The sequence below is a fragment of the Adhaeribacter terreus genome, from assembly GCF_042657365.1.
In the GTDB taxonomy this organism is placed as follows: domain Bacteria; phylum Bacteroidota; class Bacteroidia; order Cytophagales; family Hymenobacteraceae; genus Adhaeribacter_A; species Adhaeribacter_A terreus.
Genome location: NZ_JBHSKT010000001.1, coordinates 638,403 through 658,262 on the forward strand (window position 1 = coordinate 638,403; position 19,860 = coordinate 658,262).

The 19,860-nt window shown below is 44.8% G+C and carries 14 protein-coding genes; 2 read left to right on the forward strand and 12 right to left on the reverse strand.

Annotated elements, in window-relative coordinates; genetic code table 11:
• Positions 1-546 precede the first annotated feature (546 nt).
• Positions 547-1,878 carry a heparin lyase I family protein gene (locus ACFPIB_RS02580; RefSeq protein ID WP_378015856.1) on the forward strand — a complete coding sequence of 444 codons (1,332 nt, stop codon included), beginning with the start codon at positions 547-549 and terminating at the stop codon, positions 1,876-1,878.
• Between the two features lie 324 nt (positions 1,879-2,202).
• The gene (locus ACFPIB_RS02585) at positions 2,203-3,081 is read left to right on the forward strand and encodes a polysaccharide lyase (RefSeq protein WP_378015857.1); all 879 of its coding nucleotides are present in this window, start codon (positions 2,203-2,205) and stop codon (positions 3,079-3,081) included.
• Between the two features lie 174 nt (positions 3,082-3,255).
• On the opposite strand, the gene ACFPIB_RS02590 is transcribed toward ACFPIB_RS02585, so the two are convergent.
• The 12 genes from ACFPIB_RS02590 to ACFPIB_RS02645 form a co-directional block, all read right to left on the reverse strand.
• Entirely contained in the window at positions 3,256-4,641 is a 1,386-nt protein-coding gene (locus ACFPIB_RS02590) for an undecaprenyl-phosphate glucose phosphotransferase (RefSeq protein ID WP_378015858.1), read from the reverse strand.
• An 880-nt stretch (positions 4,642-5,521) separates the two neighbouring features.
• The gene (locus tag ACFPIB_RS02595) at positions 5,522-6,829 is read right to left on the reverse strand and encodes a nucleotide sugar dehydrogenase (protein WP_378015859.1); all 1,308 of its coding nucleotides are present in this window, start codon (positions 6,827-6,829) and stop codon (positions 5,522-5,524) included.
• A gap of 4 nt (positions 6,830-6,833) precedes the next feature.
• Positions 6,834-7,871: a DUF354 domain-containing protein gene (locus tag ACFPIB_RS02600; protein WP_378015860.1), complete on the reverse strand. Its 1,038-nt coding sequence runs from the start codon at positions 7,869-7,871 to the stop codon at positions 6,834-6,836.
• Positions 7,872-7,921: 50 nt separating this feature from the next.
• On the reverse strand, positions 7,922-9,010 hold the full coding sequence (locus ACFPIB_RS02605) for a glycosyltransferase family 4 protein (protein WP_378015861.1): 1,089 nt from the start codon (positions 9,008-9,010) through the stop codon (positions 7,922-7,924).
• Between the two features lie 27 nt (positions 9,011-9,037).
• Complete coding sequence (locus ACFPIB_RS02610; RefSeq protein WP_378015862.1) at positions 9,038-10,303, reverse strand: hypothetical protein; 1,266 nt, start codon at positions 10,301-10,303, stop codon at positions 9,038-9,040.
• An 11-nt stretch (positions 10,304-10,314) separates the two neighbouring features.
• A complete protein-coding gene (locus ACFPIB_RS02615; RefSeq protein WP_378015863.1) occupies positions 10,315-11,061 on the reverse strand; it encodes a hypothetical protein in 747 nt (248 codons plus the stop codon).
• Between the two features lie 57 nt (positions 11,062-11,118).
• Positions 11,119-12,147 carry a glycosyltransferase family 2 protein gene (locus ACFPIB_RS02620; protein ID WP_378015864.1) on the reverse strand — a complete coding sequence of 343 codons (1,029 nt, stop codon included), beginning with the start codon at positions 12,145-12,147 and terminating at the stop codon, positions 11,119-11,121.
• A gap of 100 nt (positions 12,148-12,247) precedes the next feature.
• Positions 12,248-13,759: a nucleoside/nucleotide kinase family protein gene (locus tag ACFPIB_RS02625; protein ID WP_378015865.1), complete on the reverse strand. Its 1,512-nt coding sequence runs from the start codon at positions 13,757-13,759 to the stop codon at positions 12,248-12,250.
• Positions 13,747-15,252: a lipopolysaccharide biosynthesis protein gene (locus tag ACFPIB_RS02630; protein WP_378015866.1), complete on the reverse strand. Its 1,506-nt coding sequence runs from the start codon at positions 15,250-15,252 to the stop codon at positions 13,747-13,749. The genes ACFPIB_RS02625 and ACFPIB_RS02630 overlap by 13 nt, the downstream gene beginning before the upstream one ends.
• 84 nt (positions 15,253-15,336) lie before the next feature.
• Positions 15,337-16,536 carry an NAD-dependent epimerase gene (locus tag ACFPIB_RS02635; RefSeq protein ID WP_378015867.1) on the reverse strand — a complete coding sequence of 400 codons (1,200 nt, stop codon included), beginning with the start codon at positions 16,534-16,536 and terminating at the stop codon, positions 15,337-15,339.
• Between the two features lie 126 nt (positions 16,537-16,662).
• Complete coding sequence (locus tag ACFPIB_RS02640; RefSeq protein ID WP_378015868.1) at positions 16,663-17,160, reverse strand: UpxY family transcription antiterminator; 498 nt, start codon at positions 17,158-17,160, stop codon at positions 16,663-16,665.
• A gap of 292 nt (positions 17,161-17,452) precedes the next feature.
• Complete coding sequence (locus tag ACFPIB_RS02645) at positions 17,453-19,858, reverse strand: GumC family protein (RefSeq protein WP_378015869.1); 2,406 nt, start codon at positions 19,856-19,858, stop codon at positions 17,453-17,455.
• Positions 19,859-19,860 lie beyond the last annotated feature (2 nt).

The following is a 19,860-nucleotide window of genomic DNA, read 5'->3' on the forward strand; positions in this document are numbered from 1 at the left end:
TATAGTTGAGTTAAAAAATAGTAAAGGGCATATCCTAGAGGACGAAGCGTTTAACGCTGCTTTTTTGCGACTTGAATACTCAGTCAGATATATAATAAAACCAATATTTAGGCTTTGACTTTTGGCTTAGCTCCGGGTTAGCGACAAGCTGGTTTACGCAGGCTGCTAAGGACAGGCGTTGTTTGTGTAAAATTGTATAATTGATTCATAAACACAATCTTATAATTTGGTTTTTTACGGATTTGCGGAAAATGTTACTGATTTGTGGCCTTGTTTTTGCGTGTTGGGGAAACTATGATTTTCAGCAACATGGTCAAATTCGTAACTTCATCTGTGAACCGCCTGTTTTTCAGGGTATTGGTTTCGATTTTTCTAGGGAAGGAGGTGTCCTTCGAGCGCAAATAATCCGGGATTTTTCAAGTCTACGTAGTGTTTTCACTCATTTTATTGGTATGTTGCCTTATTTTTCATCGAATATTACAAAACTATTCCCGATCGGGAGGATGTTAATAGGGTGTAATTGATTTTTTAATTATTTTAATTTTTATGAAGAACAGATTTCTGCCGTTATTGTCACTAGCCTTCGTAGGCGCACTAGCAGTATCCTGCGAAAAGAAAGAAGTAGAAGAGACGGCACCAACCACCACTTCAGCCCTTAATTCTGCAAGATCAGCTAACTTATTATATGAAGAAGACATGGAAGGCTCCAAGATTTTTTCAACGGCTCACGCCATTGAAAACAATGCTACCAGCTGGACCTTGTCTGCAGTAACCAATCCGGTTTACCAGGGTGCCAAATCGGCTCGTTTCGAGATCCAGAAAGGTCAGACTCTGGTAGGAAGTGGTAAAAAAGTTCGCTCGGAGGTTACCATTATTAAAGGTACCGAGTATCCGAACTTCCCGAAAGATATCTGGTATTCTTACTCGATTCTCTTCCCGGCTAAGGGTTTTGAATACGATGACACCCGCGATTGTATCAACCAGTGGTACGAAGACGGTAGCGATGAAACCACCATTCGTGCCCAGAAAGATAAAGCGTTCTTAGAAGTAACGCCAGCCGATGGTTCATCTACTTTGATGAAATATGACTTGTTCGGTACTACTTCCAGCACCAAATCGATTGACGGCTTTAATAATATCCCGAAAGATAAATGGTCACAGTTCGTGTTCCACTTCATCCACTCGAAAGGTTCGGATGGTCTGATCGAGGTTTGGAGAGATGGCGTGAAGATCCACACGATCAAAGGCCGGAACATGCACCTGGAATTACCGAAATGGAAAATTGGTCTGTATAAAGCTTCGTTCCTGGATGGAAGTTCGTCAAGAAGCTCACGCGTGGTTTACTTCGATAACGTACGAGTAGGTAACACAAGCGCTACCTTAGCTGAAATGATCGGTTCTGGTGTAACAGCTCCGACACCAACACCAACTCCTGAGCCAACGCCAACCCCGGAACCAACTCCGACTCCGACTCCGACACCAACTCCTGAGCCGACTCCAACGCCAACGCCTACTCCAACTACCGGAGTAATTAGCTATACGCTGGTGAACTCGTCTACTGATAAAGATATTATGACGCTTACCAACGGTGCGGTAATTAACCGTAAAACATTGGGTGTTTCTAAATTCAATATCCGGGCGAATGCCGTTTCAGGTAGCAAAGTTGTGAAGTTTGTGTTAACTGGTGCTGATTCTAAAACAAGAATCGATGACGTTGTTCCTTATGCCTTGTTTGGTGATGACAGAAATGGCGACTATAATAACTGGTCAGCTCCAGCAGGTAGCTACCGTCTGGAAGCCAATACATATTCTGGTACAAAGGATAAAATTGGTTCTGCAACCGGAACTCCTTACGTGATCAACTTCACTATTCAGTAACTAAAACTGAAGTGATCTAAATAAATAAATAGAATAATCTTGAAAAGGTAGCTGATTTTTAGCTGCCTTTTTTTTGTGCCCGGAATTTTAGGATCGGCAAAATGAAGCTCGGCACTTTTTCGGCCGAAAACCATACCGTTTTGTTTTTATTCTAACTGAAGTTAGGCCGTTGTAAATTAAAGTTGACTTTTCAGGCCTAAGACCATAGCGTTTTTCAGAAATTTGAAAACATTTCTGCGCGCTTTTAATTATTGGTTATGTATGTGTGTATTCGTAGCTTTCAGCTTGAATACGCTGGTAATTCAACTATAAAGAAGCAGAAAAATGGTTTCCTTCCGGTCTTTAGGTTTTATAGCGTTGCTGGGTTCGCTTGCGGTATCTACCAAACCTGGTACTTCAGCCCATAAAAATGTTCCGACATTAAAATGTGCCGGAACCAGCCAACTGGGGAAAAATGCCCTTTTGTTTACTGAAGATGTAGAAAGTCCGAAACCTTTTGCAACTGTGCATAACCTGGAAACCGGAACGGAATATGGTTTGACCTTTGTGGATTCGCCCGTATTTCAGGGTAAAAAAGCTGCTCGTTTTGAATTGCGGAAAACCGATCCGTTGGTAAAAGGCGGTAAGCGCGCTGAAGCGGTAATTATGCCGGCGGCAGAAAATAAAGACCGTTGGTACGCCTTTGCCGTTTACTTTCCAGCAGACGATTATCCGTACGATTCGCAGCAGGAAGTTATCAGCCAATGGCGGCAGCGGCCCGATTACCATTTAGGTGAAGATGCCGGAAGCCCTGCTACAGCTTTACGGGTTAAAAGAGATCGTTTTCTGCTGGATGTTGGTTTTACCGCAAAGCAGGTAGCCGACGAAGTAGATGATGAAACCCGTAAAAAAATGGATCTGGGTCCGGTTACCAAAAACGCCTGGCACGAATTCGTTTTTCATTTTATCCACTCTTACCAGGAAGACGGTTTGATAGAAGTGTGGCACAATGGCGAAAAAGTGCTGACCCACAAAGGCGGTAACATTTACAACAATGTGTCTTATCCGAAATGGAAGATCGGACTTTATAAGGCTTCTTTTAAAAACGGCAAATCTCAGGTAGATAAACGCGTGATATATTTCGATAATATCAGGGTAGGAAACGAACATGCAACCTTTGCAGATATGTCGCCGGCTACCGGTTTTGGTAAAGATGAGCGTTAAAGTGAGGTAATGCTTTCAAAAATTACTGCCAGTTAACAGCTTTTTAGTGGGTGTTTTTTAGGACGGCCGATTTTACAGTCAGGCATCTTGTTTAGCGGAAAAACGCTATGGTTCTGGCTGAAAAAAGTAGCAGGTTTTTATTCTGAAAGCATTACCAATTTTTTATTTAGTTTACTAGAAGGCACTGCTGTGCACTTTCTTGCTAAAAATGGTCAGGAAAATAATTTTAAGATCGAGCCGAAGCGTCCAGTTTTCCTGGTACCACAGGTCATGCGCCGTACGTTGGGTTCTTTGTTCTTCAGTATCGGTTGGGCCGCGCCAGCCGTTTACCTGCGCCCAGCCTGTAATACCCGGTTTAAAATAGTGGCGCAGCATATAGTTGTTTACACTTTCCTGTAATTGCTGGTTCAGGAAGCTGCGGTGCGGCCGCGGCCCAACCACGCTCATTTCTCCATAAAGCACGTTAATAAATTGCGGTAATTCATCGAGGCTGTATTTGCGCAGGAATTTGCCGATCTTCGTAATGCGGGCATCGTCTTTCTGCGTAGATAAACTACCGCCGGTGGCAGCATCGTTTTCACGCATACTTCTGAATTTATACACCTTGAACGGGCGTCCGCCGCGGCCTATGCGGGTTGGGCAATAGAAAACCGGGCCTGTTGAATCAAGTTTTATCAGGAGCGCGATCAGTAAAAATACCGGAGAAAGGAACAACAGTACGCCAGCCGAAAAGATCTTGTCGAAGGTGTTTTTCAGGAAGAAAGCAGAGCGTTCGTCGAGTGGCAACTGCCGTACATTTATGGCATCTATGTGAGCATACTGGGTGGCTTTGTAATTTTTGCCGAACAGGTTTCCGTAATCCGGAATATAGGTTACGCGTACGCCGTGGTAATCTGCAGCGCCAATAATGCTCCGGATCTTTTTAGAGGTTTTTACCGGTAAAGCGATCACAATTTCATCTACCGGATTGTCTTTCAGATACTGATGAATGTTCTTCAGATCGCCAACTACCTTATTTTGCGGAACATGGCAAGGCTCTTTTTTACAGTTTATAAAACCTTTGATCTGATAACCTTCGTTTTCGCGCTCAGAGAAATGTTTTTCTACATTTTCAGCCACATCCCCTACGCCTGCAATAAGCGTGTATTTAACGTTCGCTTCTTTATTTTTTAAAGTATTCAGCACGGTTATGATCAGAAAATTGATGGTAATGCTTAGCAATGGAAAACCGATCACGAAAGCTGCTATTTCATTTTTGTCGGGCGATGGAATTCGGAACAAGATGAAGATCATGAACACCAGGGTCAGCAAAATGAAATATGCTTTAAGGTAATTGAAAACCCGGAGCCCGAAATCGTGATCTAAATGCAAGTTATATAGCTTGCGCCAGTGCCCGATCAGGAACCACAGAATGAAGAAACCAGGCAAAATGGTCCACTCAGTTTGCGAGTTTACATTATCGCTGAAGAAGTAAATTGAAATAAAAGAAGAAAGGATGAACGTAAATACATCTCCGCCAATATAAAGGGTTGGAAGATTACGGTGTATTGTTTTGAACATAGTTTTAAGAGCTTAAGTGCGAAAGTTTTATTTTGTTAGTGATGCCGGCTTACAAGTGCCAGCTTTGGTGTAGTAGAGAGTTATAGAAAAGCGCTTGATTAGATTTTACCGGTTTTATTTGAAATATTTTGCTATTGATATTCTTTTATATAGAATATATATAATTATTTAAGGCGAATTTGAGGCTTGAAATGTGCAGTTTTTAAAAAGTAATAAATGCCAAAACGCAGCTTCGCCACCTGAAAACCACCTCTGTATGATTTAAAGTTTAAGTATTATTAAATTGTTAAGATTTAATAGAAATATTATGGAATTGTTAATTCATTATATGGTTAAAATTATAAATAGTTACATTTTATTTAGCCTTTCGTGCTAAAATTGTAATAAATATGGTTTGGGTGTGAAAAATACGGGTGAGTGTTTTTGTTTAATCAGGTCAGTGGATTTATTATAGAAGTTAACGCCTGGTAAAGCTGCGTTGTTGGAAGGGGAAAAGGACAAAAAATCTGTGTTTAATTTGCAGGAAACCGCATATTGAAATCATTTTCTTAAACAAAAATTGCCGTAAGCGGTTGAGTACCTCCGGCAATTTTTGTTTAAGAAAACGGTATTAAAACTTAAGCTAAAAGTCAACCGAAATGCATTGGCAAACATGCATTGGCCTTTTCATTATCGTGCACCGCTTAATATTGATACATTCGTTCAACACTTTACGACAGGTTTGCTGCTTTTGAACACTCATAGCTTCCGAAGATTGTAAAAACCTTTCTCTGGTCTTCCTGTTTCCGGTTACTTTGAAAATACCGCATCGTTATTTTCTGTTTTGTCAGTAAAACTGCGGCCATGATGAAAATATATACTTTCATCATGGCCGTTTCAGTTACCAGCAAAGGCCTTCATAATTTGGAAGTTCTTCCAGTTTATTTACCCGTACCAGATCTATGATAGCATGCTTTTCTTTAAGAACATCGGAATAGGCCGTAGAATCGAAGTTCCTGTGGTTAATAATTACCACCTCGGCTTCTTTTATAGCAGCTTCCAGGTCGTTAACAATAAGATCTGATAAATGCGGCAGGCGTTCATTTATAAAAGCCTTATTCGCGCCGATCAATTTTGATAAACGAACATTTTCATCAAATATCTTAATGTTATAGCCTTTCCCGATCAGCACTTCCGCAAGATCTACGGAAGGGCTGTAACGCAGGTCATCGGTGCCTTCTTTAAAGCTTAAGCCCACAAAACATACTTTCTTTTTACCTGTTTCTGCCACCAGTTCAAAAGCAGTTTTTTTCTGGTGTTCGTTCGAGGCCTCGATACAGGCTAACACCGGCGTCTGCACATAATGGTCGTGGCCAAGCGTAACCAATCCTTTCAGATCTTTGGGCAGGCAGGAGCCACCGTAAGCAAAACCAGGTTTAAAATATGCCGGCGAAATATTCAGATTTGTGTCTTTGCAGAACAGCTCCATTACTTTGTGCGAATCTATATCCATGGATTTGCATATATTTCCTATTTCGTTCGCAAAGGTAATTTTGAGCGCGTGGTAAGAGTTGTTGATATACTTGATGATCTCAGCGATCTTGATATCGGTGATCTCTATCGGCGCGTCCAGGTTTCTGTATAAAGAGGCTACCTTTTCCAGGGCTTCAGGGTGGTCGCCGCCAATTACGGTTACCGATGGATGGTAGTAGTCTTTTACTGCTGAACCTTCCCGTAAGAATTCCGGGTTAGACACCACCGAAAAGTCTTGGCCGCGTTTTTTACCGGAAAATTCTTCCACGATCTCACCGTATTTTTGGTTGGTGCCCGGTAATACAGTGCTTCTGATAACGATTGTGTGAAAGCTGTCTTTCGTTTTTAAGGCTTCGCCAATCTGTTCAGCCGTTTTGTAAATGAAAGACAAATTAAGATGGCCATACGGGGAAGAAGGAGTACCCACGCAGATTATACTGAGGTCAGTTTCCCGCACAGCTTCTTCAGCATTTAAAGTCGCTTTTATTTTCCCTGCTTCAAAACCAGATTTTATGATGTTGTCTATATCCTTTTCAAGTATAGTTGGCTTGCCGCGGTTAATAAGATCTACTTTAAATTCACTTACATCAACACCAATTACCTCATGTCCATTCTTAGTAAGGCATCCTAAACTAACGCATCCTACGTAGCCCAGGCCAAAAATTGATATTTTCATTGTCTTAGCGTTTATATTTGTTTATCTGTTCTTTCATAAATACAACCATATCGTCCCAGTTTTCCAGCAGACGATTTCTGACTGTTAATTGCGCCTGTTCCTGAAATGCCGCATCTATAGTGGTATTGATAAAAGGAACAGCAGTTTTGCCGGGCAGGTGTGATAGTATGCCCTGTTTCATAAGTAGCTCGTTGGCTTTCATTTGCCTGATTCCGCAGTAAACGCTTGGCACACCGAGCATGGCACCTTCTCTTGCCATGCTATCGCCGGAAGAAATTACAAGTTTGGAGTAGTAGATAAGCGAGTGGATGTCTCCAACGGGCTCTTCCAGAATGGTCCAGTGTTGGGGGAACTTTGCGGTTAGGCTTTTATCTTCTAAGCTAAGTACAACTTTCGTGTTTGTATTTATTTCTTTTGAAAAACCGCAGATAATGGCATCTTCCTGGTTGTAATAATTGAAGGATTTATTACTCACCTCTCTGATGAACACATAGTTGTATGGCGTCAGATTATATTTCTCGAGTATGGCTTTGTCTGGTTTAAACCTTCTGGGGCTCAGATAACTCCACTCTTTCAGGCAATTAAAGGTCGATACCTTGGAAGTTTCCTTCACAATAGGCGGAAAAAACAGCTGGCTGGAAAGCTTCGCGTTTATTTTGTTAATGCTTCCGCGTTCCGGATCATCGTAAAACTGAATGATGGGCAGCTTTGAGATTCTGCTGGCTAAAGCCAATGGAATACTGCTTGCTGTTACACAAATATTGTACTTATGCTCTCTGATCATTTTAAGGAACACCAGCGTTCTTTTTATGTTGCCGTTCCAAAGAATAGACCATTTGGTGCCTTTGCTGCTGCCTACCGGTATGGTTTTAAAACCGGCATATTCCGAAGCAATAATTTTAGGCAGTTTTCCCCGGTCCAGGTAGCAAATGGTTACGTCCCAGTTTTCATCCTGTAGTTCCTTCGATAATCCTTTAAACAGATTTAACTGTGCCGGATGCTTGATATCGATCAGGATCTTTTTATCAGTTATACTTTTCATGTCCGTTAAACTTTTCATATCCGTTAAACTTGTGGTACAGTAACCAGGCTTTAGCTGGCAAATGGCGTAGGAGAAGCAATTATATTGTTAGAGGCATGTTGTTTTAAAGCAGTATTGTAAACCTCTATTACCCGGTTGGCAATGGTATCGGCGTCAAGCCCCAGTTCCCTTATTCTTAATTCGCCGCTTGTTCTTGCGGTTTTTTCTGAGAATTCCAGGGCTTGTCTTAGTTTATCTGCGAAATCGTCTGCATTGAAAGAAGATAAATAACAACCCGGCGTATTGCCCATAACCCATTTTACATCTCCCATATCTGTGGAAACGATGGGGCAGTTGCAGGCCATAGCTTCTTTAACCACATTAGGTGAGCCTTCCATCAGCGAGGTAAGCGCAAGTACATCAGCAGTATTCAGGTATTTAGGGATCTCTGTGTGCGAAACCGGATACGGGTTGATCAGTTCTACATTCGGTAACCCTAATTTGGAAACGGCCTGTTCTGCAAGTTTAAAGTTTTTCCGGACGTTGGTTTTGCTGCCCAGAAACAAAACGTGTTTTTTGCTTGGATCCAGGCCCAGATCTACTTTGGTATATGTAGAGTCTGGCTTGAATTTATCTTTGTTTATGCCATTCGGAATGATGTACGATTTTTGCTTCAGGTACACGTAATCTTCTATGTTCTGCGATTTGGAAATAATGGCTTTTGTGAAAGGCTGGATCAGGTAGGTGAGCAGGGTATTGGCGCGGCTTTTTAATTGCACTTTGTTTATCCCGATGTATTCGCCATATGCATCGCTGCCCATCAGGGAAAGGATAACCGGTGTGCGGCCTGCAGCCATTACCGCGGTCCAGCCGGAATGCGTAAAATGCGCGTGAATCAGGTCATAAGGGTTGTTTTTCAGGTGCTGGCGGAGTTGCTGACTCGCTTTGAAATAACCCCGCAGACCTTTGCCTACGATAGGAAAATAATCTACTTCAATGCCCGCTTTTTTCAGCGATTCGCCCTGCGCTTTTATAAACGGAACGACTTCGAAACCTTTGGTATTACCGCTGCATACAAACAGCACTTTTATGTTTTTCTGAAGCGCATTACCAGGCAGATTCTGGTAGCCGGATACTGCACTTTTTGAGGTCTGGAACATAGCGTTTTATAGTTTAGGAGTTAGAACTTAGTTCAGGGAAACCGGAATTGTTCTGAGGGTTGTTTCGGGTTCTGGTTCGGCCAGGCTGGTAGCTTTGCCGAACTTAATAGTGCTGAGTAAAAGCATGAGCAACGGGGCAAACGTGAGCGTGCCTATAAAGCGCCCCGGTATGAGCACAATAACGAACATGAACAGGAGCGGATAGAACAATTTCCGGTTTGGGCTGGGGATCTGCAGGTTATTCCGCAGGAAATAATGGACGAAGAACAACGCGAAAAACAAAACCCCGATCAGGCCGGTGCTGAAAAATATCATGTTGATATCGGAGTGAATCGGGCGTTCGCGGCCGAAGTATTTGGCGCCAAAACTATAGGTATCGAAGAATTTCACACCGAAAAACATTTCGAAAACATTGGCCTTCCGCTCATGATAATCCATGATGTAAAGGGTTTCGAGGTAGCGGCCTTCTTCCTGGTAAGTATCCAGGTGCTGAATGCGGTCACGTTTTTCGAGTTGGGCGCTCAGGCGTTCTTCATAAAGCGGATAACTTAAAATCAGGCCGCCTACCACAATGAACATGAATGTTACCATTTTAAAAATCAGTTTCGGGTTCAGCAGCGTGTAAATAAAGATGGCACCCAGCAACATACCGATTGCCGTGCGGCGGGTATTCAGAATCAGGATGCTCATGTTGATCAAGATCAAAGCCAGATCGCTGAGTTTTACCACCAATGAGGAATTCGGATTGGAAAGCAGGTAATGTACGCTCAGAAAAACTACGATCGGCACCACATACATGCGCGAGGTAATGAGAAAACCGGTGGAAAAAGATTCGGTGTAGTAGCCGCCTATGCCCATGATGTTCACTATAACGATGTAAATCGGGATGGTGTAAAGCAGGAGCCGGTTATAAGGTTCGAGTTCTTTTAAAAAATCGATGGAACTGCTAAGATGTTTTCCGATCGGGATCATGATCAGGGTTATCATTACAGATAAGAAAGATCGGGTAGAAACCAGCATGTCGCCGGAATTGATTACCCAGAGCAGCATTAAATAAAGCACCAACGCCACAAAAATGGCATCCGATTTTTTCAGGGCCTGGTATTTGAAAACGTAAATGAGGGTAAGGCTGAGAGGCACGATGTAGCGGATCGCGGCGTAGATCTTATTGTCTTCATAAAAACCATCGAACATATCGAAGAAGACGAAATAAGGGATCAAGGCGAAAACAAACGTTCTGGAATCGTAGAGGAACAGAACGATAAGCAGAATTACGAGGCCAAGTAATATCATATCGGTAAAGTTTAATTGTTAGAAGGAAGTACAGGAGCCAGGAGTTTTAAGAACAATTCGCCGTTCTGGTAAGGGCTTTGTTCGGTAGAGAGCGTATGTTTTTCGAGGCAATCTGCGTGCTGGAACAATCCGTGCAGATATGCATTGTATTTCTTCATTTCGGCCAGCCTTTTTTCAGGTGTCATCCGGTCGAAGCGGCTGCGGTTGGTGCTGCGGTTCTCAATTCGGCCGGCGGCTGTTTCTACATCTAGGTCGAAGTAAAAAAGATAGTCGGTTTTAAAATAGAATTCCTTTAGTTCGGTTTGAAGTTGCTGCATGGCATCGGTTTTAAAGATCGTAGCTGACCAGAGTTCCTGGATCATCCATTGGTCGAGCAGCACCAGGTCTACTTTTCTGGTTTTTATCATCTGATCAAGCGCTGCCTGAAACACTGACAGCCGCAGAAAACGATAAACCGAATTGAGGCTGTATATTTTATAGCGGGCTAGAATGGTAGTGTATTTTATCAGGGTGAAAGCCTTCATAAACAGGGTGTTGCAGAAAAGCTGAAGTTTTTGCCGGCGCCCCAGGTTTCTGAAATACGTTTTCAGATCTTCTGACTGGCAAACATGCAGTCCTTTAGCTTGCAGCATTTCCGTGAAACAGTTACAACTGGTAGTTTTACCCACGCCCGGTGATCCTACAAATTCCACGATGGTGGTTTTTCGTTGGCTGCGGGTTGGTTGAGAAGTAGTTGTTTCTGTAAATGTTTTCACCATTATTGCTGGGTTTAAGCTTCAGAGTTTCGTTTTAGTAAGCCATGTTTTATCTGTTATTCAGGTGTTTATGAGTGGCCCCGGGGAAAAAGGTTTGTGTGAAACAGGTTCCCGGGAAGGCAACTGTTGCCTGGTAACTGGCATTCTTTTAGCAACTAAATCCTGGTAAAAATTGCGGAGTAATCTTTTTAGAAAAATTAACCGGATCACGAGTTTTATGCCCGCATTGGGCAGACGGTTCAGCAGAAATAAGATGCGCCATTTTCTTACAGAAAGCCGGGTGTAACAGAAATCGGTTTCTATTTTCAGGCTTTTGAGCCGGTTAAAACCCAGCGCGTAACGAATACCGGCTTTTAAAGCTTTACCGGCTATTAGTTCGTTCCGGTAAAAATCGCCGTCGGCATAGAGTTCCAGCCAGTATTCCCGGCAACTGTCTGTTTTATCGAAGCGTTGGGATAAACCGCTAAATTTTTTATTATAAGTTACCAGCGGTTTTGGAGTATAAGCTACCGGGAATTCGCGGGCGATGCTGGCGCAGAAAAAGTTGTCTTCGCCGCTTATCATGCCTTCCGGAAAGCCTTTCGTTTTTTCGAAAACGACCGGGTTTACCACCGTGGCCGATAACCGGGTAATGTGGTGAGTCCACTCGCTACGGAAATAATCTTCTACAATTCCTTCCTTCATAGAGCCGCCTTCTACAAAAGACCGGTGATTTTCTAAAACGGTATGGGCAGCGCCGTAAAAACCGCAACCCGGATAGTTGCCGATCAGCCTGCACATTTCGGCCAGGTAATTGGGCTCCCACAGATCATCCGCATCCAGAAAAGCAAAGTATTGGCCTTTGGCACGTTTTATTCCGTGGTTACGCGCGGCCGAAACACCGGCATTTTTCTGGCGGAAAACCTGCAGCCGGTAATCGTTAAAGATCCCAACAATGGTGGCACTTTCGTCGGTAGAGCCATCGTCTATTACCAGCAATTCATAATCCGGAAAAGTCTGGTGCAGTACCGAGTGCAGGGTATTGGCAATATGCTCCTGCTTGTTGTATAGCGGTATCACGATGCTGAAGAAGGGTCTGGCGGCGCTCACGGAAGTAGGGTTTAAGTCAGAAAGTTTAGTATAATGATTGCGTATTCGGGTAGATCAGATTAGGAGTGCTGACTTTTTAAGCTCAAAAGCATAGCGTTTTTTAAGGGTAATTTTCCCAGATATTCTGTTTCACGGTGGTTAGCACCTGTTGCAGTGGCTGAGTGGCATCTATGGTTATGGTTTTGCAGGTTTTTCCGAACTGAAGTTTTTTAATGCCTGCTATTTTGGTTTCAAGTTTTTCCAGCGAAGTTTCGCCGGGTTTGCGCGCTTCTACCACTTCGGCAGCGGCAATCAGCTTAATAATGGCATCGGGCGGTGTGTTTTCGGCGCGGGCGTAAATACTGGCTTCGTATTTGGCAAGGGCTTTAAAAAGAGCGTTTCCCGATTTGATCAGGTGGTGAAGCAGCGGTCCGTCGTTGTAACCCATTAGCTGGTTTTGCGGGAAACGGTCGCAGATCACGAGCATGCCTTTAGCGCGAGCTTTTTGCATGCGTTTCAGGTTGTTGCTTTTTTCGGTGGCTACCAGCAACGCCTCCAGGCACTTATAGATATTTGCCATTAAGCCACTTTTTTTGCCCGAAACCATAGCGTTTTCAGCCTTTTTTTCTGCTGCGGAAGGCTTTGCTTTTTTGAAAGCCTGCAATACTTTTCTGGGAAGGGAAATTCTGCCATCGCCACGGCCGTAATAAATGCGGTACACATCCAGTTTCTGCCGGAAGGTTGCTTGTAAATTAGCCGTAACCGTAGATTTTCCGGAACCGTCGGCGCCAATTACGGCCACAACCATGCCGCCGCGCGGATTGATGCGTTGCGCCAGAATAGGCTGGTTTAAAAGCCGGGCCAGTTTGCGGGAAACTTTTACGGTTACTTCGCGGTACCAGCGCAAGGCTAAAGCTTTGAGAGGCGAATGCAAACGGTTATTCCGGAATTCTTCCCTGATCAGGGCGGCCAGTTTCAGTAATTCACGGCGGTTAAATGGGCCGGTAATAAATTGATATATCGGTTCGTAATTGCGGAAAATGCTTTTCAGAATTATTTCGATGTCTTTGTTTTTTGCCTGTTTGCGGAGCCATTCGTATTCTACCTGCGTGTTGCCGGTATATTTTACTTTATTGAAAAAGTACATCATTCCCTGGTCGCGGTGGCGGAGTTTCAGAGCTTCGCGGATGTAGAGTAAGATGAGTTCAAAGGCCGGGCTGCTGCAATAAATACCGAATGCTTCGTTGAAATAGCGGGTTTCGAGGATCTTATTTTCAAAATTCAACTGGTAGCCTTTCAGGTACATTTCGCCCATGGTAAGCCGGAAATGCGCATGCACGTGAATTACTTTGCCCGATTCAAGATCTAGGCCCAGGAAATCTTCGATGTCTTTATATTCTTTCTGGCTGATGGAATGAAAGCGTTTGAAACCGAGCGCGTGCAGCGTTTCAATGGTCTTTTCTTTCTGATCTGCATCGAAGAGCACATCAAGATCGGTGTCGCCGGTCATGGAAGCCGCTAGATGTTCGTTACTTTTCCAGTGGCAGTAGTTTATGTCGTTTTCGTGCCAGGCAGCCAGCAGGTTTTTTATTAGCGTGAGGGTGGCTACCGGGGTGATTGTCAATTGGTCCATGCGCTTGGGGTCGGAAGTTTTTTGAATCGTTTCAGGAGCAGTTTGTTCAATAATTCTCTCTGGTCATCGCGGATGAAAAGTGCCGGGAATTGCCAGATGGTAAGTGCTGAAAGCAGGCCGAGGCCCAGAACGGTAAGCAAAAGCGTAAGAAAACCCGAACCAAAATACATCCGGTTCAAAGTTGATAAGGCGTAGGTTATGGTGCCGGTAAGTAAACCCAGGCTCAGGCCCGGAAAATGGGCTTTCAGAATATCGAACCAGGTAGTGGTGGTGAGCTGAATGCTTAAATGAGCCATCATCAGGAAGTTTAAGACCAATGCGCCGGCCACACCCACCGCTACACCCGGTAAACCCCAGAACTGGCCAATGTAAGAGCCTGTAACTACAAACAGCGCGTATAAAAACTGCCGCCAGGCCCGGCGGTAAACTGCACCCGTAGCGCGTGCCAGCGAATCGCTCATTTTATAACTCATCCGGAAAAGCAGGCTGCAGGCCAGGATCTGGAAAGGGATAATTACTGCATTCCATTTCGGGCCGAGCAAAAGCTGCACAATTTCCGGCGCTAAGATCATGAATATCATGCTTACCGGAATGGCTACCAATGCAATGCTGCTTACGCCGGTTAAATACGCTTTGCCAAGCCGGGCTTTATCGTCCTGCACTTTGGCCATAGCCGGGAATAAAGATTTATCTAAGGCGTTGCCGAAAAGGCTGGCCGGCATAACCATGAACTGGTAAGCGCGACCGTAAAGACCCAACGCACCGGCGCCCAGCATCCGCCCGATCACGAGATTATCGCCTTGCACAGCCAGAAAATTGCCTAAACGGGCTAAAGTCATGCCGCCGCCAAAACTGATGAGTTCTTTAAAAGCTGCTTTTTCAAAGCCTGGTTTCTTCGGGAATGGCTGAATAATAACTACTAGCAGCGCGTGCAATACGGCCTGGGAAATTAAAGCGGCAGCCAATGCCCACATGCCCCAGCCTTGATAAGCCAGCGTAATACCTACCGCACCGTAGCCAAAAGCATAAGAAGCAACTTCTACGGCGGCAATGGTTTTAAAATTCATGTTGCGTTGCATTAAAGCCTGGCCAACCAACGTAAGAGAATCTACCAGGAAAATGAGCGAAACCAGGCGCAGCACGGGAGCCAAGCCCTGCATCCGGAAAAATTCTGACAGAAGCGGGGAAGTTAACGTGAGCAGACCGGCAAAGAAAAGCCCCATGCAAATAGATAAGGTAAGGCCGGTAGTAAGGTGGCGGTTTTCTAATTCTTTGCGTTGCACAATGGCAGGGCCAACGCCCATTTGCGAAAACATTTTCGAAAAGTCTACTGCAATAACGGCCATGCCCACGATCCCGAAATCTTTAGGCGAGATCAGGCGGGCCAGAATTGCCAGCACACCAATCTTTAAACCCATCTGAATGCCGCTGCCCGTAATCATCCAGAGAAAACCGGAGAGGGTGCGTTCAGTTAGTTTTTTTTCAGGATTCATGGGAAGGGGCTAGGTGAGGTTGAAGATCGGTTAATGACTTTTTCAGCTCAAAAGCATAGCGTTTTTGCTGCTGCTTTTAAATTTTTAAGCGGCCGTTTCCGGCGTTGCTTCAGATTGGCTTTGGATCTGGGCGGCGTTGGCAGGAAGGCTGGTCAGGGTTACCTGCATGTTGGGAATGAGCTGCGCGGCCCCGTCTATCTGGTAAGGAATTTCTGCGGTAGAAGTGGTTTGCGCCGGTGAGTAATAAGCCTTGAACCAATCGGTGAATTTTTTAAGACCGTCCTGAATGGTGGTGTCGGGTTTGTAGTTGAAATGCTGGAGCAGATCGTCTACGTTGGCCCAGGTTGCTACCACATCGCCGGCCTGAATTCCCTGCATTTCCAGCAAGGCTTTTTTGCCCAGGTTCTTCTCAATTTCAGAAATAAAACTCATGAGCTCTACCGGGTTGTTGTTGCCTATGTTGTAAATGCAATAAGGGGCGGTGGAACGGGAAGGATCGGGTTCCTGGGCATTCCAGTCGGCGCAGGGCTCGGCGGGTTTGTCCATTACGTTTACAATGCCGTTCACAATATCGTCTATGTAAGTAAAGTCGCGCTGCATTTTGCCTTCGTTAAAAACCTTGATCGGCTTGTTGTTCGAAATGTCTTCGGCAAAGCTGTAATAGGCCATGTCGGGGCGGCCCCACGGACCGTAAACCGTGAAAAAACGGAGCCCGGAAGTTGGAATGCGGTATAAATGGCTGTAAGTATGCGCCATTAATTCGTTGGCTTTTTTGCTGGCAGCGTAAAGCGAAACCGGGTGTTCGGTATTGTGTTTTACAGAGAAAGGCATTTTTTCATTCAGGCCATAAACGCTGGAAGAACTGGCGTAAACCAAATGCTTAATCTGGTGGTGACGGCTGGCTTCCAGAATGTTCAGAAAGCTTACCAGGTTACTCTGCGCGTAGCAATCAGGGTTGGTGATGGAATAACGTACGCCGGCCTGCGCGGCCAAATGCACAATTACGTCGAAGTTTTCGCGGTCGCAGAGCTCCATGAGTTCTTTTTTATCTTCCAGATTCATCCGGATGAAGCGGTAAGCGGCGTGTTTCTGGCTTTGTACTTCGCGGTTCCAGGCTATTTCTGCTTCCGGAATTCCGCTTTCAGTAAGGCGCGCAAACTTCAGTTTTATGTCGTAATAATCGTTTATGTTGTCTACACCAACTACTTCGTCGCCGCGGGAAAGAAGTTTTTCTGCAAAATGAAAACCAACAAAGCCAGCAGTTCCTGTAACTAATATTTTCATCGTTTCGGGTTTTTAGAGGTTTACTTTTTATGCCGCCAGCCATAGCGTTTTGGCAGTAAGTTGGTAGTTCAGGTTTTCGACTTTTTCAGGCCTAAACCCTAGCGTTTTTACTTTGGAGCAAGGGCCTTAAGCGGCAACTGGCTCCAGGCAGGTTTTATTCAGTTCTACATAAAGCATGCAGCCCAAAGATGGAAGCGCAACTCTAACGGTCTGGTTTTTAACGGCAACCACCGTTCCCTGCTTTTCCATAAGTGGCCCGCTGGTTACCCGCACCGGATCGTTAATATTGAGGTCGGCGGCTTTGAGTTTTACATCGGAATATTCTCTTAGAAAATGGCGGATAATGGTAATTTCGCTTTCGCGGATGATGGCCGGTTTGTCTTGCCAGGTTACATAGTGCAGAATACCATCGAGGCGTTTTAAAGCCGGAAGCTGCTTTTCGGTAACTTTTACAAACACATAAGAGTTGAATAGCGGCTCATACACTACTTTTTTGCGGTCGCTCCACTGGCGTACTACCCGGTTAAGCGGACAGTAATTCTGAATGCTGTGCAGCGATAGCAGGTCGGCTACTTTTTTTTCCCACCGGGGTTTGGTGTAAACGGCGTACCAATTCTCTTTCATAGTCTGGAAGTTTAGAGGGTTTAAATAGCAAAAGGGCAGGGCTTCGCCTTCCTGGGTTACAAACAATAAAAAAGGTATTTGCTGAAGGCTTTATCTGATCTGACGGGGTTGCTAAAAGAAACTAAAGCGAATTCAAAAATCTGATTTTCAGAAGATTGGCTTGCGCTTTAGTCTCAGTTTGTCAGGCGATAAGTATGAGTGAAGGAATATGGCAAGGGCCGGTTTTTTATGCCGGAACCCTACCGTTTTTAATTTGTGCTTTTTAAAATGCCATTGGCAGAAAGCCCTGGCGCTATACCTGCGGATCCAGATCTGGCGCGGTATTGCTGGTGTTGTAATTTATGAGCTTTTTCAGGTTCACGTTCAGGGTTTCGTTATTAGCAACCTCTTTGCGCTGGAATTTAGCGGTGTTTTTGTAGCCGTAAATGTTGCCGTAACCGTAGCCGTAGTCGCCTTTAATAAAGCCCCGGGCTTTTACTCCGGTAAACACAATGCCCAGATTGCTTACAGCTTTTAATTTGTGGTTCTGGTTCAGGTGTTTGATCTTGCTTTTCGGGGTGAACGCGTGGCGCATTACAAACAAGGTAGCATCGCAGTATTCGGCAAGCAGATAAGCGTCTGAAATCAGTTCTACCGGTGGCGTGTCGATAATGATATAATCGAAGGTTTTTTCGAGATAGGCGAAGAAGATCTCCAGTTTACCGTTCAGCAGCAACTCGGTATGGTCTCCAACAGAAGTTCCGGCCGGAATAATGCTCAGGTTGCTGAATTCGGTTTCGTACACAATGGCTTGCGGATCAATGTCTTCGGTCAGGAATTCGGTGATGCCGGTTTGTTTGTAGCAGTTGAACAATTGGGAGGCGTTCGGGCTTCTTAAGTCGAAATCGATGAGGGCCACTTTTTTGCCGGAAGAAGCCAGGCTGTAGGCCAGGTTGCTGCTTACAAAGCTTTTTCCTTCGCCGGCAATGCTGGAGGTTACCATTATTTTCTTCCGGTTAAAGGAGCGGCCGAACAAGCCCATGGTAGCGCGCATCTGGCGGAATTGCTCGATCACGTAAACTTCGGTTGGCTCGGTAAATAATGCGTTCTTCTTGCGTTTTACATCCGATAATTCAGAAATGATCGGAATGGTGGTGTTGTCTTCAATATCGGAGCGGAAAAGCACTTTGCTGGTAAGTTGCTCTTTGGCCGTTACAAAACCAATACCTAAAGCCAGCGAAAGAAAGATTGCTACTGCATAAACCTGAATGGGCTTTGGATTAACCGGCAACACCGATGACTGCGCCATATCTACCACGCGGCTGGAATTAGCAGTTGGAGCATGCGCCAGGGCCGTTTCTTCTCTTTTCTGCAGCAGGAAGCTGTATGCGTTATTCTTGATCGTCATTTCGCGGCCGATCTCCAGCAAAGCCCGCTCTTTTTGCGGAATGGTCTGCAAGGCACTGCGGTATTTAATGTTGGTTGCTAGCAGGTCGGCACGGCTGGCAAGCAGGTTTTCGCGCTGATTACGAATGTTTTCCAGAATGCTTGGCCGGGCCTTATTAATTTCATCCAGGGTGGCAAGCAGCATCGGGTTGTTTTCGGCGGTGGTTTTGCTTAATGCCTGGTATTTCAATTCTGCTTCGTAAAGCTTCTGCAGCAATTGCGATAATACCGGCTCGCTTACACCAAGTGTAGATGGCACCGTGCTAACTGTATTCCGTTTCGAAACTACGTAGGCTTCCACGTTTTTCAGTACCGCCAGTTTCATGTTGATGTCGGTCAGTTTCCGGTCGTTATCGCCTACGTTTTGCAGGTAAAGTTTGCCTTGTTCGTCCAGGTTTACTACGCCTTCCGACGATTTAAATTGCTCAACTTCATCTTCAACTGCAGAGAGGTCGCTTTCTACCACTTTTATGCGATCTTCTATAAAGTTCATGGTTTTGGCAGCCAGTTCGTTCCGATCGGCTATGGCTACGTCATTATACACTTGGATCAGGTAGTTCAGAACATCTTCGCCGCGCTGTGGTACCTCATCTTGCAGGGCAAGGTTTATAACGGTAGAAAGTTTGCTGGAAGGCTCTACAGTCAGGTTCGCGAGTAATTCGCTGGCTACGCGGCGCGGATTTACAATGGCAAAGTAGAGTGGTCCGCCGGGCACGCCAGATCTGGCCGGGTTTTCGGTGAAAAGCATTTCCCCGTAAGGTGTAGTAACCCATTCATTTAAGTCATAACCAGTGCTTCCTATCACAACCTGGTTTTTGTCTTTGTTGTAGCGGAAATCGATCTGCGGGTTTTCGGTAGCTTTTTCGGGGTTGCGAAGAATGATCCTTACCGGTGAAGTAGTGTAAGCTGAAGTTGCTTTGAATTGGCCTTTTTCGTAAACCGGAGCGTACAGTTTCAGGCTATCAACTACTTTTTTCATCAGGATCCGGCTCTGGATCACTTTCATTTCGTTGTCTACCAGTTTGCTGGAAGTAAAGCCGTCTATTTCTTCCATCATTTTAGGGTCGTTTATCCCTTTTTTCTCATCCTTTATAAGGAGCGTAGCGCTTATCTGGTAGCTTGGGGAAGCATAATATTTCAGGAAAGCCCAGGCAGCGCCGCCGGCAAACATGAGCAGCACTAGAAATAATGGCCAGTAAGGCAGAAAGCGGAAAGTTAATGCAGAGAATAAATTTTCCTCGGATCTCGGTTTTTCTTTATTTATGGATAGCATAA

Excerpts from the sequence above, each read along its gene's own strand:
- ACFPIB_RS02580 (WP_378015856.1), top strand. The coding sequence starts at position 547 with ATGAAGAACAGATTTCTGCCGTTATTGTCACTAGCCTTCGTAGGCGCA.
- ACFPIB_RS02585 (WP_378015857.1), top strand. The coding sequence starts at position 2,203 with ATGGTTTCCTTCCGGTCTTTAGGTTTTATAGCGTTGCTGGGTTCGCTT.
- ACFPIB_RS02590 (WP_378015858.1), bottom strand. The coding sequence starts at position 4,641 with ATGTTCAAAACAATACACCGTAATCTTCCAACCCTTTATATTGGCGGA.
- ACFPIB_RS02595 (WP_378015859.1), bottom strand. The coding sequence starts at position 6,829 with ATGAAAATATCAATTTTTGGCCTGGGCTACGTAGGATGCGTTAGTTTA.
- ACFPIB_RS02600 (WP_378015860.1), bottom strand. The coding sequence starts at position 7,871 with ATGAAAAGTATAACTGATAAAAAGATCCTGATCGATATCAAGCATCCG.
- ACFPIB_RS02605 (WP_378015861.1), bottom strand. The coding sequence starts at position 9,010 with ATGTTCCAGACCTCAAAAAGTGCAGTATCCGGCTACCAGAATCTGCCT.
- ACFPIB_RS02610 (WP_378015862.1), bottom strand. The coding sequence starts at position 10,303 with ATGATATTACTTGGCCTCGTAATTCTGCTTATCGTTCTGTTCCTCTAC.
- ACFPIB_RS02615 (WP_378015863.1), bottom strand. The coding sequence starts at position 11,061 with ATGGTGAAAACATTTACAGAAACAACTACTTCTCAACCAACCCGCAGC.
- ACFPIB_RS02625 (WP_378015865.1), bottom strand. The coding sequence starts at position 13,759 with ATGGACCAATTGACAATCACCCCGGTAGCCACCCTCACGCTAATAAAA.
- ACFPIB_RS02630 (WP_378015866.1), bottom strand. The coding sequence starts at position 15,252 with ATGAATCCTGAAAAAAAACTAACTGAACGCACCCTCTCCGGTTTTCTC.
- ACFPIB_RS02635 (WP_378015867.1), bottom strand. The coding sequence starts at position 16,536 with ATGAAAATATTAGTTACAGGAACTGCTGGCTTTGTTGGTTTTCATTTT.
- ACFPIB_RS02640 (WP_378015868.1), bottom strand. The coding sequence starts at position 17,160 with ATGAAAGAGAATTGGTACGCCGTTTACACCAAACCCCGGTGGGAAAAA.
- ACFPIB_RS02645 (WP_378015869.1), bottom strand. The coding sequence starts at position 19,858 with ATGCTATCCATAAATAAAGAAAAACCGAGATCCGAGGAAAATTTATTC.